The following is a 17,480-nucleotide window of genomic DNA, read 5'->3' as shown; positions in this document are numbered from 1 at the left end:
TGTGCTGCCTGGTACGCGCGGACAGGCGCAGTCTCGCTGTATCGACGTCGGTGAGCCGCCGTGCCGACCGTGTAGTCGAGCTGCATCAGCGGACGCGACACCCGTCCGAGGTCGGAGCAGCAGTCCGGCTTCGCCCTCAAGCCCCCAAGTGGCGCACGGCCAGGGTCGTTCCGCGCGACGCGTTGCGGGGCGAGGCGGTAGTGAGCCTGTCCCCTATCCTGCCGAACCGGACCTGCCCCATGTGCCGGCCAGGCTGGTCGCCGGTGCCGGTGCGGCCGCGCCACCGAGGCCTGTGAGGCGCTGTGCGTGCGATGGATGGCGTGTGTCCCGGCATCGCAGTCTTTCGTCAATGGAACAATTCTCGCAAAGGGTAAATTGTTGCCTGCCGGGGCAACGTCAGACGGGGACGTCGCAGGGTCCCGCTCCCGGCATGGGGAGGTGCAGGGCGTGCATCCCGTTCCAGTGAGCAAAAGCTTCGTCTTCCTGCTGCTCGGCGTCGTGCTGATCTCGGGCCTGCGATTGGCGCTGGCTGCCGCCGAGGTGCACGTCATGGGTATCGCGGAGTACGCCGTCCTGATCCCGGTCGTGGCCAGTGCCCTGCTGCCGGTACGGCAGACCATGATCGTCGGACTGTTCAACCTGGCCGCCGCCATCGCGCTGTACGGGGTTCTCCTGCGGGACATGGGGCCCGCCAACCAAATCACGGTCATCACGGCGCTGGCGGTGGGCCTGATCATCAGCGTGGCCGTCTGCCGAATCCGTGTTGCGGGGGAGAGACGCTTCAGGCGGCTCATGATCGCTCGCGAGCGGCTCGCGCTGCTCAGCGAGGCCAGCAGCCGGGTCGGAAGCACTCTCGACGCGGTGCGTACCGCCGAGGAACTGACGGAGGTCGCGGTGCACCGCTTCGCGGACCACGCCACGGTGGACCTCTTCGCCAGTGTCCTCCAGGGCGAGGAACCCGTCCTGCGGCCCGGCACGGGCGATGTCACCCTGTGCCGCACCGCGGCATCGGGATCGCCCGCGCCCCCGGGAGACCTGAGGCCGGGCGAGACCGTCACTTACCGGGAGCGGGCGGAAGCGACCCTCGGGCTGTTCACGGGCGAGCCCATGATGCTGGAGATCACCGATACCGCCGGTGCCGCCTCCGTGCCTGCCGATCCCGGCGACGCGGGCACGAACGGGCCGCACTCCGCGCTGGCGATCCCCCTGCGTGCGCGGGGAGCGACCCTCGGTGCGGCGCTGTTCACACGTTCCCCAGGCCGGGCCCCCTTCGACGCCGACGACCTGCTCCTGGCACAGGAGATCGCGGCACGGGCCGCGGTATGCGTGGACAACGCCCGCCGCTACACCGGGGAGCACAACACCTCCCTGGCGCTGCAGCGGAGCCTCCTGCCCCTGGTGGTATCGAGGCAGCCGGCAGTGGAGGCGGCCACGCGCTATCTGCCCGCGGGTCTGTTCGCGGGAGTGGGCGGAGACTGGTATGACGTCATTCCGCTCTCGGGGGCCCGGGTCGCCCTGGTGGTGGGCGATGTGGTCGGCCACGGCGTTCAGGCCTCGGCGAGTATGGGGCGGCTGCGTGCCGCCGTACGAACCCTTGCCGACATCGACCTGCCGCCCGACGAACTGCTCACCCACCTCGACGACGTCGTCACCCGGCACCGAGACGTCGGCGGCGCCGGAGCGGTCGCCGGTGAGATCGTGGCGACCTGCCTCTACATGATCTACGACCCGATTTCACGTCGCTGCACGGCCGCCCGGGCCGGCCATCCACCGCCCGCCGTCTTGCGCCCCGGATCGGATGTCGAGTACCTCGACATCCCCGCCGGTCCTCCGCTGGGTGTGGGCGGACTTCCCTTCGAGACGGCCGAAGTGGAGCTGCCCGCAGGTACTCGGCTCGCCCTGTACACCGACGGCCTCATCGAATCCCCGGAACACAGCCTCGACCAGGGACTCGAACATCTCCAGAAAGCCCTGTCCGAGCCGATTGCCTCGCTGGAGGACCTGTGCGACCACGTCCTGCACACGGTGGCCGCGGAACAGTCCCGAGACGACGTCGCCCTGGTCATCGCCCGTACCCGCGAGCTCGACGGCACCCATGCCGCCGCATGGGACCTCACGGAGGATCTCGCCGAGGTGGCCCACGCCCGGGACCTCGCCTCGTCCCGACTGGAGGGCTGGGACCTGGGAGAGCTGGCATTCACCACGGAATTGGTCATCAGCGAGCTGGTCACCAACGCCATCCGCTACGGCTCGGCTCCGGTCCAACTGCGGCTCATCCGCGAGGACACCTTGATCTGCGAGGTGTCCGACGCCAGCAACACCGCCCCCCACCTGCGCCGCGCCCGGATGTTCGACGAGGGCGGGCGGGGGCTGTTCATCGTGGCGCAGCTCGCCGAGCGCTGGGGTACCCGGCAACGGCACGACGGCAAGACCATCTGGGCCGAAATCGCACTCCCGGACGGGCTCCACCGGACCCACGGTTGCGTCTAGTGCTGTGACCGCATTGGTTCGCCGCGCAGGCTCGGCCAGTACACCTTCCGCAGTCGGGAAATGCGTTGTCGCCCATCCGACTGCCCCGACCACCGACGCGGCGAACTGGGCCTGCGGCTCCCCTTAGGCGGCGACGGCTTCACCCAGGTCCACCTCGGCCGTCTCCCCTTCGGGGTCCCGCTGCCGGTTCGCCGGCGAGGCCAGGACCGGGGCGGCGCGGTGCTCGGTGACCGTGGCGGCAGTCATCAGCAGCGCTCCCGCGGCCAGCCAGAGCATCAGGGACAGGATGCGGCCGCCGAAGCCCGTCGAGTCGAAGTACAGCAGGCTGCGTGCGCCCTCCACGAAGCCGGCGCCATTCCAGAAGGCGTGCAGCGCGCCGAAGAAGCCGTTCTGCAGCGCGGGCTGGAGGATGCCGCCGGAGCTGGTGAAGTTCAGCATCACGAAGAGCACCATCTGGACCGCCGTCGTCCAGCGCCCGAGGAAGGTGTGAAGGGCGATGCCGATGGTGAGGATGCCGGCCGAGTAGAGCCAGGCCATGCCCCACACTGCGGGCAGGTTGTGGTCGACGATGTGGAAGACCGGTCCGGCCAGCACCGCCGCTATGACGCTCATCGCCAGCGCGGCAACCACGCCGATGACCGCTCGGGTCCCCATCCGCAGTGTGGCACCGGCGGCGCTGATGGCGGCGACGCCGGCGTTGGAGCCGATGGTCAGTGCGACCAGCAGGAAGAACAGGCCCTGGCCGGTGAGGTCGCCCCTGGAGAGCCGGGACAGGTCGGTGACGTGCAGGGGCGCGTCGTGCTTGCCGGCCACGGTGGTGAACACGATCTCCGCGGCGGTGGCGGAGGTGTCGGAGTTGGCCTTGGCGACCAGCAGCTCGGGGTGCTTGACGCTGGGCACGTAAGCGCCGACCAGGTCCCGGTCCATGATCCGGCGCTGAGCCGCGGCCCGGTCGGGCTCGGTGGTGACGTCCAGCGCATCACCGGCCTTGTCTTTGATCGTCTGGGCCAGCAGCTGCACTCGCGGCGAGGTGCCGATGACGGCGATCTTCAGGCCCTGTGCATGCGGTGCGTGGAAGGCGCCGAGGTAGGCCAGCCCCATGCCCAGGCACATCAGCAGCGGGGTGATCAGGAGGACCACCACATGGCGGACGGTACGGGATGTGCTGGTCGCTGTCGGCCGTCTTCCGGCCAGACGGTGGGTGCTCATTACGTGCTCTCCTTCACTTGGTAGTTGTAACGTACATATGAATTGGGTTGCATGTTGCAACCAGTGAAGAAGGGAGCGCCCCGCCATGCCCGACCGTCAGGCGTCGACGGACGTCATTCAGCGTGAACTGACCGCATTCGCCCGCCGCGCCCGGCACAAGGCCGTCCAGCTCCACCGGGAGCTGACACTGCCGGCCCACAGCATGCTCGAGCACATGCACCGGAACGGCAGCTGCCACGCCGCCGACCTCGCGGCGCACTTCATGCTCGACAAGTCCACCATCAGCCGGCAGATCGCCATGCTCGAAGCGGAGGGCATGATCATGCGCGAGACCGATCCGGACGACCACAGGAGGCAGATCCTGAAGGCGTCCGAGAAGGGCCTGGACCAGCTGAAGGAAGCCAACCGGCAGCGCCGCTCCTCCTTCCGGGAGCGGTTCACCGACTGGGACGACGCCGACTTGGCCCAGCTGGCCGTCTACCTGCGGCGCTACAACGCCGCCGACGCGCACTGACGGAGAATTTCACCCACCCGCGCCCGTGCTCGCCGATCGGGCAGCCCCTTCCGCATGGACAGTCCCAGCAGCCGAGCCTGTGGCGAGTTCTCGCCCCAGGCACAGGGGCCGCCCGGGCCTGCGTACTCGCGGGTGCCACGCGGGTGCCGCAACGGTCGATGGCCGTCCGGCGGTCGGAGCAGGCAGCCTCACCTCCGCTAGGCCGGCAGCCTGGACATCGACGGCTTTCCCGCCCTTGGGATGTCGGCGCAGTCCAGGCCGCGTCGACCATCCCACGCGGAAGTTGATCAACGGCAAGGTTGTGACCGCTGCGGTCACACCGGTGGGAGCGACTCGATCATTCCGTTCCCTGCCGGAAGCACACAGGGTTGATGCATCAAGGCTCCACCCAGACATGAGGTTGGCACGACCCCCAGGAGGGCACATGCCTACCCTCGACCGCCAGGACGACGTCTTCGTACTGGACCTCGGGGACGGCGAGTACCGCTTCCACCCATATCGGCTCCCATCTGTCGACACCACCCTGGACGAGGTGGAGAAGGCCCAAGGGCCGCGCGCCGAGGTGACCGCCGCAACGGGCAGGTACTACTCCAACGGCCTTGGCCTGGAGTGGCCGGACGCCCACGCCGACCAGCACGAGAATTACCGCATCCGCGTCCATGGCCTCTTCGCCCGCATGCCGTCCCTGGCGGGGATCACCGTGGCCACGCTGCAGGGGCACCCCTTCGGCTGCCGGTGCGATGTTCCCCCTCGCGGACGACTTCCGCGTCATGCGTGCCGACCGAGGCTACTGGGGCCTGTCCGAGGCCGACATCGGCATCCCGTTCGCGCCCGGCATGGCCGCGGCGTACAAGGCCATGATCGGCGCTCGTCGCTACAGCGGTTCGGATACCGCTGATCCGGCACCCGCAGGGCGGAGTCGGCGAACATGCCATCACCGGCTGATTGGCTATCGATGCGTGACAGCGCGGCAGGGAGACTGAGTATCCGATGACATACGCCAAGGGAGCCATGATGCAGGTAGCAGTCGTCACCTTCGACGGGTTCAACGAGCTCGACAGTTTCATCGCTTCCGCGCTGATCAACCGGTGCCGCAAAGACGGCCTGGAAGCCTTCATCACGACGCCGACGCCGGTGGTCGCGTCGATGAACGGCGTCGAGGTGACCGGGCAGCGCCCGATGGAGTTCGTGCGCGAGGCCGACGTCGTGCTGATCGGCAGCGGGGTCAAGGCACGCGACGTGGTCGCCGATGACCGGCTGATCTCCATGTTGCAACCCGACCCCTCGCGACAGTTGATCGGTTCCCAGTGCTCCGGTGCGCTGGTAATGGCGCGCCTCGGGCTGCTCGGCAGCATGCCGGCGTGCACGGACACCAAGAGCAGGCCTTTCGTTGAGGCCGCGGGCGTCACCGTGCTGGACGCGCCGTTCCACGCCGAGGGGAACATCGCCACCGCGGGAGGCTGCCTGGCATCCCAGTACCTTGCCGCATGGGTCATCAGCCGAACGCTTGGGGACGATGCCGTGCGCGATGTCCTCGGATACGTGGCTCCGGTGGGGGAGAGCCAGGAGACCGTCGAGCGCGCCCTGCGCGCCGTCCACGCGGGCGAGGCCGCCCTGCGCTGACCAGCTCTGATCAACCGATCGGCATCCGCCACACGAGACCCATGACTGCGATGGCAGGTTCGACCGTCCTGGTCACCGGAGGCAGCCGGGGCATGGGCAGGGCCCTGGTCGAGTCCTTGTGCGACCGAGGCGCGAAGAAGGTGTATGCCACCGCCCGTGATCCCCGGACCATCACCCATCCGGGCGCGGTCGCGCCGGCCCTGGAGGTCACGGACCCGGCCTCGGGGGGCCGCCGCTGCGGAACAGGCACAGGACGTCACCATCCTGGTCAACAACGCCGGCGGGTCCATCGGGGCGCCGTTCCTGGCCTCCCCGATGGATGACGTCCGCCGCGAGTTCGAGGCCAACTTCTACGGCCCCCTGGCGATGACCCGGGCCTTCGTTCCGGTCATCGAGGCCAACGGCGGCGGCCACCTGCTCAACGTGCACTCGGTCCTGTCCTGGATCGCTCTGGCCGGTTCCTACAGCGCGTCAAAAGCCGCTCTCTGTTCTGAGAACAGTCATGCCGGGCCCGGAAGGCAGCGGGGTGGTCTTGTCTTCGGGCGTGACTTGGCGGGGGTAGCCAGCGTGAAGTGCCCATGATGCACACAGATACAGGCGAGGAGGTCGGCGTGTTGCTGTGGGTGGGTGACTGGCCGGTTACGGACTACAGTTGCCTGGTTGTTGCTGGTCGGGGAGGCCGGCGTAGGGGTGGGGTGGGACAAAGGCGTCCCTGGGGAGGACCTGTACCGTCATGAGTCGTCGCTCTGGTGGGTTGATTGGGATCTGGGCTGAGGCGCAGCGTCAGCAGCAGCGGCAGTTGGAGGCCCAGCAGCGGGCCCGGGTGCAGCAGCAGAGGGCTGCCGAGCGGCAGCAGCATGCGTTTGAGCGTGATCTGGCGCGTAGCCGGCGGGAGCAGCAGGCGGCGTACCGGCAGCACCGGGAGGCCGATGCGCAGCGGCGTACGCGTGAGCTGGAGGCCCGCGTCGAGGAGTTGCGGTCTTTGCTGGCCGCCGGGTGCCGTACCCCGGCGTTCCGGCTGGATGCGCTGGCGCGTTCCGAGCAGCTGGAGCCGTTCGTGCCCGGCCGGCTGGCTCAGCCGGTGGCGATGCCCGACCCGAATCACTACCAGCCGGCGCAGGGCGGTTGGACGGCGAATCGGCGGGCTCAGGCCCAGCAGGAGGCACGGGCCCGGTTCGAGCGGGACTGGCATGCAGCGCAGGCAGCCGAAGCCCAGCGCCAGCAGCAGCTTGCGGCGTACCGGCAGCAGTACGACCAGTGGGCGGCGGGACAGCTGGCGGAGATTCGGCGCTACAACGCCGGCATCACGCAGTTGGCCGGTGCCGTTGGCGAAGGGGACTCCGAAGCGGCGGTGGAGTACTTCTCGGCCGCCTTGTACTCCTCCGCGGCCTGGCCGCAAGGGATGCCCCGTCGGCTGACCGCCGCTTACGACGCGCCGGCGCGGCAGCTGGTGGTGAACTGGGAGCTGCCGAGGTACGACATCGTCCCCGAGGCGAAGTCGGTGCGCTACATGCCCGGCGCGGACCAGGACAAGGAGACCGCCCGCCCGGTGGCGCAGCGTCGGGAGGTGTACCGCGATGTGCTCGCCCAGTCGGTCCTGCTGGCGCTGCGGGAGCTGTTCGCCGCCGACGTATTCGGGGCGCTGGACTCCGTCGCATTCAACGGGTTCGTGGACGACCACGACCCGGCGACCGGCCGGCGTGCGGAGATCTTTGTGGCGACGGTGATGGCCACCCGTACATCGTTTGCCCCGCTGAACCTGGAACAGGTCAGCGCCGTGGACTGCCTGGCCGACGGGCTGCGCGGGCAGTTGTCCGCCCGTCCCGACCAGCGCACCGCGATACGACCGCACCGGCTGCCGGACGACGTCGCAGGGACAGGCGTGGTCAGCCATGGAGGGGAGGACGAGCCGGATCTGTACGAGATGGATCCCATCGCCTTCGAGTCACTGGTGGCAGATCTTTTTCGCGCCATGGGCATGCGCGCGGTGACCACCCAGCGCTCGGGTGACGGCGGCGTGGATGTGGAGGCCGAGGACCCGGCCCCGATCCGCGGCGGGAAGATCGTCGTCCAGGTCAAGCGGTACCGGAACACGGTGCCGCCCAGCGCGGTGCGTGATCTGTACGGCACCGTGCAGGACGCCGGCGCCAACAAGGGCGTACTCGTCACCACCTCCAGGTTCGGCCCCGGATCGCACACCTTCGCGAACGGAAAACCACTCGAACTCGTAGCGGGTACCGAACTGGTGGACCTCCTGCACCGCCACGGACTGCGCGGCCGACTCGGCGACCCCGGGCCTGCCGTCCCGCAGCAGCAGTCCGCCCCGGAAACGAACGACGCCGGCCCGACGCGGGACCACAACGTGCTGGGCATGTCGTGGTCGGGCAGCGTCGCCCTGGACGTGTGCGCCCTGGTCTGCCAGGGATCCCGGGTGCTGAGCGACGACCACTTCGTCTTCTTCAACAACCCCCACACCCCCGAGGGCAGCGTGCGTTCGATGACCGCCGTCGCCCCGGACAAAGCCGCCATCCGTGTGGCATTCGAGGCACTGCCCGACCGCGCGGACCGGCTCGTGCTTGCTGCGGCCGTCGACCCGGTCACCAACCCCGAGGCGGACCTTTCCGGATTCACCGACGCATTCATCCGGCTCCTGGGCCCATCGGGTGAGGAACTCGGCCGCCTGGAGGTCTCCGACGGCCGCCGCGGCGAGACAGCCCTGGTCCTGGGCTCCTTCCGGCGCCGTGCCAGTGGCGACTGGGACTTCGTCATCGGAGGCAAGGGATACCCCGGCGGCCTGGAGGCCCTGGTGCAGGAGCACGGCATCGAGGTGTCGTAGAGTCCGGCACCGTCTGCCGGTGGTGGGGGGTGCCGGTTCGGCACGAGGCATGCGCCGCACCCCCGCGTGGAGATGTCCGCCGTGCCACCCGTTGGTTCTCTGCGACGCGGAGCATTGGTGCCAGCGCATGCTGCAGGACCCCCTGCCGGGACGAGCACGTCGCACGCGGTGGCCGGAAGTTCTTCTTGCGGGGTGGTTGGTCTGGTGACGGGAGGGGCCCGCCGCGTGTTCCGGGTGATGATCCGGGCAGGCTCGCCGGTGCGCGCGGCGGGGTGGTGCTGCCCCCTCGGGGGTGGGGGCGTCCTCCCCGGGACGGGGAGGAGATCAGAGGGCTGGCGGTCGGTCGCTTTGAGGCGGCTCGGGTGGGGTTGTGCCGGTGTCCGGCGGGCCAGTGGAGGACTGCTGGTGGAACGGGCGGGGCCATGGCGGAGCGGGGGTCCGCTGCGTGTTCCGGGTGATGATCCGGGCAGGCTCGCCGGTGCGCGCGGCGGGGTGGTGGGGGCCCGGTCCTTCTTCGGTGGGTGGGCCGTTCGCCCTCGTGGGGGTGCCGGGGGTGGCCTCCTCCTGGACCGGGGGGAGGGGTCGGTGGGGTTGGGAGTGTCAGGCTGCGCTGGGCGTGTCGTCGGGTGTGCTCGCGGCGGTCGGGGCACTGCTGTGCTGCGCGGTGGTGACCTGTGTCCACAGCAGGGGGAGGGCGGCGCTGTTGCCGAGGATCCAGACGATGCCGAGGATGCCGAGTCGGTGTGGCGCGGTCCGGGAGCCCTGGGGTGGGACGGCCTGGTGCGTGGTCGGGGGGTGGGCGGGGCGGGTGGTGGTGGGTAAGGCGGTCGCCGGGGACATCGGGTTTCCTTCGGGGGTTGGGGGGAGGGTAGGGGTGTACGGGCGTTGGAGTGCGGCTGCGGTGGCGCGTTGGGTGGTCAGGCCGGTCATGGTGCAGGGTTGGCATGTGGCCAGGGCTGTGGGGTGCCCGGCGGTATACACGGTCACGACGGGGGTGACCGGGGTGTCGGTCGTTGCGCACAGCAGGCACGCCCCCGTTGTCCACGGGCGGGCGTCGAGCAGTGCGTGCTCGGCGCTGGTCGGTTCGGGTTGGTACGCGCTTGTGCGGGGGTTCATGACGGCAGGAGTGGCATGGGGGGTGTGCCGGGCAGCAGTGGTGTGCCGGCCAGGCGTAGTACCGGGTGTGGCAGGTCCGGGCGGAACCGGCTCAGCGCGTGGTGCAGACAGTCCGCGTCCACCAGATGCCGGAGTCTGGGCGGGGTGCGCCAGTGCGGACCGGGTGCGGTGCGGGCACCGGCGCGAGGCAGGAGGACCTTGAACGGACCGCCGAAACACAGGCCGTGTGCGTGTTCCCAGGCGTGGACGGTGCCGGGCGGCACGAGCCACATCAGTGCGTCACGCTCATAGTTGGCGATGACCGGGCCGCACCCGCCGACCTGGAAGCGTTCCATCCACCGCACCACGCGGTCACCCGCGTCGCCGTATGTGGTGAGCACGATGTCCCAGTCCGCCCCGCACAGGGTTTCCGCGCAGCCGGTGTAGGCGTTGGCCATGAGCCGGCGGATCGCGGTCGCGAGGTCGCTCATCTCCGCCCTGGCGTGACCCGGGGCTCCCTGCCGCCGGGGCATGTCATCTGCTCTCTCAGCCCTGCGTTGCTGCGTCGCAGCGTGTTGCCGCTCGAAGCCGGAAACCTCGAAGGTCCCGCAGGTGGGGAGCGCGCACATCGTTGGGTGGGGGACGCGGGTCCTTGCCTGGTATGCGGAATTGGCGGCCCCGGCCAAGTGGAACGTCGAGTGGTCGACGTTGGTCGTGGTGCGACTGTTGCGGTCGTCGTACTGGCCGACACTTGTCCAGGCGTGGTGCTCAGCGTGGGTGCCGAGCGTCGGGACGAGCCGGTGGGCGTTGCTGTATTGGGGTCTGATGCAGGTTCGGGTGACAGGTTCGGTCACGCGGCCTGGAGGGCCGGTGTGGTCATGACTGTCTCGAATTCGATGGGGGTCAGGCGGCCGAGTGCTGCTTGTCTGCGGCGGCGGTGGTAGGTCCTCTCGATCCAGGTCACGATCGCGATCCGCAGTTCTTCGCGGGTGGTCCAGCTCCGGCGGTTGAGGACGTTCTTCTGCAGCAGGCTGAAGAAGGACTCCATGGCCGCGTTGTCGCCGGCTGCCCCGACTCTGCCTATCGATCCGGCCATCCGGTGGCGATCGAGTGCCCGGACGAATTTCCGGGACCGGAACTGCGATCCGCGATCGCTGTGCAGGACGCATCCATCGACGTGCTCGCGCCGGGCCACGGCGTTGTCCAGGGCGGTCACGGCCAGTCGGGACTTCATCCGCGCGTCGATGGAGTAGCCCACGATCCTGTTACTGAAGGCGTCCTTGATCGCACAGAGGTACAGCTTGCCGTCGCCGGCGGCGTGTTCGGTGATGTCGGCGAGCCACAGGCGGTTCGGAGCGTCAGCGGTGAAGTTGCGGCGGACCAGGTCGTCGTGCACCGGCGGGCCGGCCTTCTTGATCCTGCCGCGCTTCTTGCCGAACACGCTCCACCAGTGGTTGTCCCGGCAGATCCGCCATGCGGTCCGGTCGGCCATCGCGGCCCCCGAGGTGCGGGCCTCGTCGGCCAGGAAGCGGTAGCCGAACTCGGGATCCTCGCGGTGGGCGTCGAACAGCGCGTTCGCGCGATGAGCCTCCTCTAGAGCGGCGTCGGTCACGGGCTTGTCGAGCCAGCGGTAGTAGGGCTGTCTGGCGAGCTTGAGCACCCGGCACGTCACCGTGACGGGCACCCCGTCCGCGGCCAGCTCTTTCACGAGCGGGTAGATCCTTTTCCCGGCAGATGCGCCTGCGACAGGTAGGCCGCAGCCCGGCGCAGGACCTCGTTCTCCTGCTCCAGTAGCTTGATCCGCCGGCGTGCTTCCCGCAGTTCCGCGCTCTCCCGGCTGGTCATCCCGGGCTTGGCCCCGTCGTCGATGTCCGCCCGGCGCATCCATTTCCACAACGTCATCGGGTGGACTCCGAAGTCGGTGGCCACCTGCTCGACCGTCACCCCTGGGCCACGGTTCCTCGCGACTCGCACGACGTCCTGGCGGAACTCTTCCGGATAAGGCTTGGGCACAGCGACATCCTTCCCACCCGCCCCACAGGGCAAGCCAGTTCAGATGTCACCCGATCGTGCAGCAGACCCTTGCGCCGTGACGACGATAGGGGCTCGGCGAGATTCGTTGACCTGGCTGGTCATCGGTTGGACTCGGTAGCAGAAGGGGCTGCGCCGAGGTCCTGCCGTACTTGTTGTGCCATGGTTGCCTGTCTCTACGTCAAAGGGTCGGCCCCAAGCCCGTATCGTGCGGCCCTGGGGGCTGAGTGCTTCACCATCCCCGCGTAGGGCGTTCCACGCTTCCCGCCGGTGGGTACCCACCGTGGGGATACGCTGACTGTGGGTAGTACGGACATCAACGGCCGCACGGGGTACCTCATGAGCGATCAATCCACGAAATTGCCACCGGAGCTGCTTGAGCGGCCTGAGATGAGAGCGGCACTTTCCGCACACGACTTCGGGACGGTCTTCCTGCTGGCGCGGAGCGAAGCTGGCATCAGCTACTCGCGGATCGCCGCTGCTTGCGACATCAAGCCCGAGCGCGTCGGGACGCTCGCGCGCGGCCGCGGCCGCATCACGACGTACGAGAAGATCGCGCTCATCGCAGACGTGTTCCGTATCCCCGGGCACATGGTGGGCCTGGCCCCTCGAGAATGGGAGACAGAGACGGACACTGACGACTCACTACCGCGACGCGAATTCCTCAAAGCCTCTGCCGCGGCCGGCGCTGGCCTGGCCGTTGGCCTGCCGGAACCCGCACGCCTGCACTCCGGTCGACGAGTAGATGCCAGCGTCCCGGACCAGCTGCGCCGACGCACCTGCCGGTTGCGGGCGTTGGATGACATCCTCGGCGGCGGCGACACCTATCGCGTATACCTGGGCGAATACCAAGAAACGCGCCACTTGGTCCGCCACGCCGTGTGCTCCGAGCCGGTCCGCCGCAGCCTGCTCTCCGTGCTTGCCGAGCAGGCCCAGCAGGCCGGATGGGCAGCGTTCGACGGGGGCCACCACGCCGAGGCCCGCGGCCTGTACGAGGCAAGCCACCGGGCCGCCTCGGAGGCTGGCGACTCGGGGCTGGCCGGCAACGCCCTAGCGTTCCTCGCCTACCAGGCGCTCGGCCGCGACCCGCGCACCGCCGTCGAGATCGCTGCACGGTCATGTGCGACCGCCGGACCGGATGCTGCACCCGGCGTCCGGGCTCTGCTGCACGAGCGCCTCGCATGGGCCCAGGCGGTCGGCGGGAACGCAGCCGAGACCGAGTACGCATTGGCGACCGCACGCGAGGCCCTTGAAGAGGCGGCTGACGCCCCACAACCGGACTGGTCGTCCTGGGTCGACAGCAACGAACTCGACATCATGACCGGTCGGTGCTGGACCGAATTGAAACGCCCCCTCCGTGCCGTCCCCCTGCTGGAGAAAGCACTCGGCGAGTTCGACGACAACTGCGCCCGGGACAAGTCGCTCTATTTGTCGTGGCTCGCGGACTCCTACCTGGCCGCCGGCGAGGTCGAGCAAGCGGCTGCCGTGACCGGACACGCCCTTGACCTGTCGAGCGGGGTAGCGTCGGTCCGCCCCAGGCAGCGGCTCGCACCAGTTCTGCAGCAGCTCGGCGACCACCGGGTTGTGCCGGCAGTCGCCGACGTACTGGAGAAAGCGCGCGCCTGACTACTGGGCCGGGACCGGCGTGGTGCTGGCGCTGATCCAGCGCAGGCAGCCCTCCGACCCGGCAACGATCGGCGTAGCCGAGAGCTGCGGATTCTCCCAAGGGTGATGCTCGAGGACATGAGCCTCTAGCGCGGGGTAACGCTCCGCCGAGGTCGTCATGACGAGCTTCCACTCCTCACCGGTGCCGAACGCGCCGGCGTGCCAGAACGCCGAGGTTACGGGTCCGATGATCTGGGCTCCCGCGGCCAGCCGCTCGCCGACCGCCGATCGGGCCAGAGCGACAGCCTGGTCGCGCGTCTCCGTCGCTGTGCTCACTTCGAGGTAGTCAGCCATGGTGGCGAGCGTAACCGTCGGTGTTGCGAGGTGCTCAGCACACCCGTGGATCACTGCTCCGAGCCGGCCGAGAATGCTGACAGGGCTTCGCGGTCCTGGAGGGGGCGAGCTGCCAGGTCCCGCAACGTCACCCGGGCATCGGGTGCCGTCCCCGTGGGCGTGCGCAAGGGGAGTAACGCGCGTGAGCCGGGGGCGTTTGCGCCGGAGCGGGTGTACGTATGAGAGCTCGCGCCTGCAAGAGGCGGCCCTTCATAGTCGTATGGACAGCTGGGCGATGCGCCTGGAGTAATGGTGACGGGAGGTACTCGGTAGAGCTCAAGAGCGGGGCCAATCCTGGCCGGCGGTCACCTGGCGTGCGGTGCGGAGCCACTGAGCCTCCCCGCCGGGTAGAGGCCAAGCCCAGGTCGGCTGTTCCGCGGTGTTCATGTCGTGGAGGAGCCGGACGAGTTGTGGGCCGGCGGTGGCGGCGCCGTCCGGGACCGTGGGGCCGTGAATGGCGCGGAGTTCGGCGAAGCGCGCCAGTTCATGGTGGTAGAAGCCCACGGCCTCATCGGTGCGCACGGCCAGGTCGCCGTGTGGCATCGTGCGGTGCCACTGCAGCAGTGGAGGCTCGACGGACTCGGCGATCGCCGCCGCGAGCCGCGCATGCCCGTCCAGGATGAGATGGCAGTCCAGACCACTGACCCACCACAACAAGACAGGTGGGAGCGTGCCTTCGAGGGCCTGCTTGCGATACGCCTTGACCCGGCTGTCACCCGGACCCGGCATCGGCCGTAGTGGCAGAACCTCCCACGAATGAGAGTGGAAAAACCAGTCGATGTATCCCTCTGGGTGGCCGTCGACGAGCATCGAGTTCCAGTACTGGTCATGCGAAGTGTCAGCGTGGCGCCAACGCTGGAGCGGGCTCTCGCTCGAGAGCAGCCACCGGCCCTCGTGCAGCGGGCTGTCCGGCGAATCGTCGAGATACTGCGCGAAACGGTGAGCCCACCGTTCCGCGCTGCCCGCCAGGGCGCGCGCCACATTGGCGCGCAGCGGCGGAACGAAGGAGCGGTACTCGTCGGTGCGCCAGAATTTCACGCCATGGAGGCCCTCGTCGGCAACGGCAAGCAGCACAGGCTGGGACAACCGGGAGATCAGCAGCCGCGGCCCGGCAGTGAACACGCACAGTCCCGGCAGGTGGCCCTCCTGTACGTCCAGGGACAGGCCCACCCAGGTGTCGTCGTCTCGAGTGACATCGCTGCGCTGCATGACGAGAGCGTAGACCGCTGCTGCTAGGGGCTCCCATGGTGTCCTCGGCCGGTCGGCAGGACCCGCACATTCCATTTCGGGTCCCTGGGACCGGGCGCTGGATGCCGCAGCGGTCCTGGCCGGGGCGTGGTCAGCCGGCTTGCGTGGTGTTCTGTGGTCGTGTCTCGCGTCGGGCGGCGGTGTGAGGGTGGCGATGGGGTGTCGGGTCGGGCGGCTGGTTGCGTTGAGTTGGCGGGGTTGCGCATGGGGGTGTGGGCATGGTCTGGATCGTTTGCGTGTGGCGGCGGTGGGTCGTTCTGGGGATCTGGGGCTTGGGGTGGGGTGTGCTGCCGTGGCCTGGTGCTACGTGGTAGCACCGGGTGCCACCGAGGGTTATGGTGGTGGTATGGGAGCACAGCCGGAGATTACTCAGCGTGATTTGCGTACCAGGTCGAAAGAGATCATGGACGCTGTTCAAGGCGGTCAGGCGTTTATCGTCACCCGCGATGGTCACCGTATCGGTGAACTGGTTCCGCTGCGGCGGCGCCGGCGGTTTGTTCCCCGTAGTGAGTTTGCCGCGATGTCGCAGACCGCTCCGGATGTTTCGCTGGACGCTTTCCGGGTCGACCAGGATGCCACTGCCGATCAGGAGCAGGGTGATCCCTATGCCCGCTGAGTACGAGCAGGGGTTGCTGGATACGAACATCATGATCTTGCGTAGGTGGGTGGATCCGGAGGAACTGCCGGTCGAGGTGGCGATCAGTGCCATTACCTTGGCTGAGTTGTCGGCTGGTCCTCATGAGGTCCGCAGGAATGATGAGCAGGGCGATTACGAGGAGTACGCGGAACGTGCCCGGCGCATGGATGTCCTGCAACGTGCGGAGAACGAGTTCGATCCCATTCCTTTCGATGTGGAAGCCGCCCGCATGTACGGTAGGGTCTGCGCCGCCGTGATCGGCGCGGGCCGCAAACCCCGGCGTCGCGTCGCGGACTTGATGATTGCCTCGATCGCCATTGCCGAGGGACTGCCCTTGTTCACCACCAACCCTGACGACTTCAAGGGGTTGGATGGTCTGCTGACCGTCGTTCCGGTCACCCGCCCGGCAGTACTTCACGACCGCTGAACGGTCCCGTCCACGCTGTGCGTTCGGGGACGGACTCGGGTCGGGGGTTCGGGCCTTGTTGCGCATGGGGGCGGGCTGGGTTGGGGTTGCGCATTCGGGTGTAGGGGTGGGTCCTGGGATGCGCAATGGGCGGGGGAGCCGGGGTCGTCGGGATTGCGCAAGGCGACCTTCTTGGCGGTGGTGCGCAATGGGGGTTGGGTGGATTGTGCGCAGAGGCGGGCTTGGTGGTGGAGCGGGTCCTGCGTGAGCTCGGGCCGAGGTGCCGCGTCTGCAAGCAGGAGTGTTCGGGCGGCAGTTGCTGGTCTGTGGTGAGGCTGGGGTTCGGCGCTGGCGGGGGATTGCCGGCGGTGAGGGCGCGCGGGGCGCGGGCATTGGTTCATGGGTTTCCTTGGGTGCGGCAGGGACATTTGCGGGCGCGGCCGTCGGGGTCGGTGGTCCAGCCGTGGTCGCAGGTGCCGCAGTGGGTGGCTTGTGTGGGCCGTGTGGGGGGTTGTGGGGTGGTGGGGGGACTCCAGTGTTCGAGGTGGCGTTTGAGGTCGTACCAGGTGGGTTTGCGGGCCATGGCGGCCGCGGCTTGGGTCAGGTGCTGTTCGGGGATGCCGGCGTTCAGGAGTGCCTGGGCGGTGTGGGCGATGCGGCTGGGGGCGAGGGCGGGGACGGGGTGGCCGTGGTGGTGGCGGGCGGTGGTCCAGGCGTCGGCGATCCGGGCGGCGGCTGCGCGAGGGCTGCCCGGCGTTGACCCTGCTGGTGCTGGTGCTGGTGCTGGTGCTGGTGTGCCGAGGCCGGGGGTGCCAGGGAGGTGACCGTGGGGGGCGGGGGCGGCTGCCCGCTGGCTGCCTGGCGGTTTCCCTGCTGGTGTTGGCGTGCCGGAGCCGGAGCCGGGGGTGTGGGCGTGTGGGGCGGGAGCGGCTGTCCGCTGGCTGCCCGGCGGTTTCCCTGCTGGTGCGGGCGTACCGGGGTCAGTAGTGCCGGGGCCGGGGGTGCTGGTGGTGTTGTGAGGGCCCGGGCCTGGGTCGGGGGTTGTGGGTGGTTCGGGGGGTGGGGTTGTGGGTGTGTGGGGGTTGGTTGATGGCGTTGCCGGTGGTGGGGGTGTTTGGGGGCTGCCGGTGCCGGTGCCGGTGTCGGTGGCGTTTGGGGTGGGAGCTGGCCGGGGTGCGGCGGGGGGTGGTTGGCGGGTTGGGGTGGTGGTCTCTCTTTTCGGTGCCGGGGTGGTCGGAGGTTGGGGTGTGGTGGGTGGGGAGGAGAGAGAGGAGTTCTTTCCGTCTTGCTTGTTCAGTCTTAGAGGTCGCGCGGATAGGCGCGGTTGGGGATCCCGGGTAGCAGAACGGGCACAGGTCCCAGCGATCATGGAGTTGCGACGCTTCGTGATCAC

13 protein-coding genes and 2 pseudogenes are annotated in these 17,480 nt (G+C 68.9%); 9 read left to right on the top strand and 6 right to left on the bottom strand.

Translation table 11 applies throughout. The features are described from left to right. Positions 1 to 462 precede the first annotated feature (462 nt). Positions 463 to 2,490, top strand: coding sequence for a SpoIIE family protein phosphatase (locus tag AB0F62_RS35485; protein ID WP_361809246.1), 2,028 nt, complete (start codon positions 463 to 465; stop codon positions 2,488 to 2,490). A gap of 123 nt (positions 2,491 to 2,613) precedes the next feature. Here AB0F62_RS35485 and AB0F62_RS35480 read toward each other — a convergent pair whose 3' ends face one another. Beyond that, positions 2,614 to 3,699 carry a hypothetical protein gene (locus AB0F62_RS35480; RefSeq protein ID WP_361809243.1) on the bottom strand — a complete coding sequence of 362 codons (1,086 nt, stop codon included), beginning with the start codon at positions 3,697 to 3,699 and terminating at the stop codon, positions 2,614 to 2,616. A gap of 85 nt (positions 3,700 to 3,784) precedes the next feature. Between AB0F62_RS35480 and AB0F62_RS35475 the strand changes: the two genes are divergently transcribed. The 5 genes and pseudogenes from AB0F62_RS35475 (at position 3,785) to AB0F62_RS35455 (ending at position 8,672) form a co-directional block, all read left to right on the top strand. Further along, positions 3,785 to 4,213, top strand: coding sequence for a MarR family transcriptional regulator (locus AB0F62_RS35475; protein WP_361809240.1), 429 nt, complete (start codon positions 3,785 to 3,787; stop codon positions 4,211 to 4,213). 424 nt (positions 4,214 to 4,637) lie between these two features. Beyond that, positions 4,638 to 5,109, top strand: a pseudogene (locus AB0F62_RS35470) (enoyl-CoA hydratase-related protein); the annotation flags it as partial. A 118-nt stretch (positions 5,110 to 5,227) separates the two neighbouring features. Beyond that, a complete protein-coding gene (locus tag AB0F62_RS35465) occupies positions 5,228 to 5,836 on the top strand; it encodes a DJ-1/PfpI family protein (RefSeq protein ID WP_361809290.1) in 609 nt (202 codons plus the stop codon). A 41-nt stretch (positions 5,837 to 5,877) separates the two neighbouring features. Beyond that, positions 5,878 to 6,331 (top strand): annotated as a pseudogene (locus AB0F62_RS35460) (SDR family NAD(P)-dependent oxidoreductase); the annotation flags it as partial. 238 nt (positions 6,332 to 6,569) lie between these two features. After that, on the top strand, positions 6,570 to 8,672 hold the full coding sequence (locus tag AB0F62_RS35455; protein WP_361809237.1) for a restriction endonuclease: 2,103 nt from the start codon (positions 6,570 to 6,572) through the stop codon (positions 8,670 to 8,672). A 600-nt stretch (positions 8,673 to 9,272) separates the two neighbouring features. Here the strand turns inward: AB0F62_RS35455 and AB0F62_RS35450 are convergent. The 3 genes from AB0F62_RS35450 to AB0F62_RS35440 form a co-directional block, all read right to left on the bottom strand. After that, positions 9,273 to 9,512 (bottom strand): hypothetical protein, encoded by a 240-nt coding sequence (locus tag AB0F62_RS35450; protein WP_361809234.1) that lies wholly within the window; start codon positions 9,510 to 9,512, stop codon positions 9,273 to 9,275. 272 nt (positions 9,513 to 9,784) lie between these two features. Continuing rightward, entirely contained in the window at positions 9,785 to 10,258 is a 474-nt protein-coding gene (locus AB0F62_RS35445; RefSeq protein ID WP_361809231.1) for a hypothetical protein, read from the bottom strand. Between the two features lie 359 nt (positions 10,259 to 10,617). Further along, positions 10,618 to 11,780 (bottom strand): IS3 family transposase gene (locus AB0F62_RS35440; RefSeq protein ID WP_361809228.1). Its coding sequence is split into 2 segments (ribosomal slippage): positions 10,618 to 11,493 and positions 11,496 to 11,780, totalling 1,161 coding nucleotides; the frame shifts between segments, so codons are not numbered across the junction. Positions 11,781 to 12,137: 357 nt separating this feature from the next. Between AB0F62_RS35440 and AB0F62_RS35435 the strand changes: the two genes are divergently transcribed. Continuing rightward, positions 12,138 to 13,424, top strand: a complete 1,287-nt coding sequence (locus AB0F62_RS35435) for a twin-arginine translocation signal domain-containing protein (protein ID WP_361809225.1) — start codon at positions 12,138 to 12,140, stop codon at positions 13,422 to 13,424. On the opposite strand, the gene cutA is transcribed toward AB0F62_RS35435, so the two are convergent. Together cutA and AB0F62_RS35425 are read right to left on the bottom strand one after the other, a co-directional pair. Next, positions 13,425 to 13,757 carry a divalent-cation tolerance protein CutA gene (gene cutA / locus AB0F62_RS35430; protein WP_361809222.1) on the bottom strand — a complete coding sequence of 111 codons (333 nt, stop codon included), beginning with the start codon at positions 13,755 to 13,757 and terminating at the stop codon, positions 13,425 to 13,427. Positions 13,758 to 14,072: 315 nt separating this feature from the next. Beyond that, positions 14,073 to 15,005, bottom strand: a complete 933-nt coding sequence (locus AB0F62_RS35425; RefSeq protein WP_361809219.1) for a hypothetical protein — start codon at positions 15,003 to 15,005, stop codon at positions 14,073 to 14,075. 385 nt (positions 15,006 to 15,390) lie between these two features. Between AB0F62_RS35425 and AB0F62_RS35420 the strand changes: the two genes are divergently transcribed. Beyond that, positions 15,391 to 15,660, top strand: coding sequence for a prevent-host-death protein (locus AB0F62_RS35420; RefSeq protein ID WP_361809216.1), 270 nt, complete (start codon positions 15,391 to 15,393; stop codon positions 15,658 to 15,660). After that, positions 15,650 to 16,108: a type II toxin-antitoxin system VapC family toxin gene (locus AB0F62_RS35415; RefSeq protein ID WP_361809213.1), complete on the top strand. Its 459-nt coding sequence runs from the start codon at positions 15,650 to 15,652 to the stop codon at positions 16,106 to 16,108. Before AB0F62_RS35420 ends, AB0F62_RS35415 begins: the two co-directional genes overlap by 11 nt. Positions 16,109 to 17,480 lie beyond the last annotated feature (1,372 nt).

This window comes from Streptomyces sp. NPDC026673 (genome assembly GCF_040638135.1).
GTDB lineage: Bacteria > Actinomycetota > Actinomycetes > Streptomycetales > Streptomycetaceae > Actinacidiphila.
This window is presented reverse-complemented; position numbering and strand designations above follow the sequence as displayed.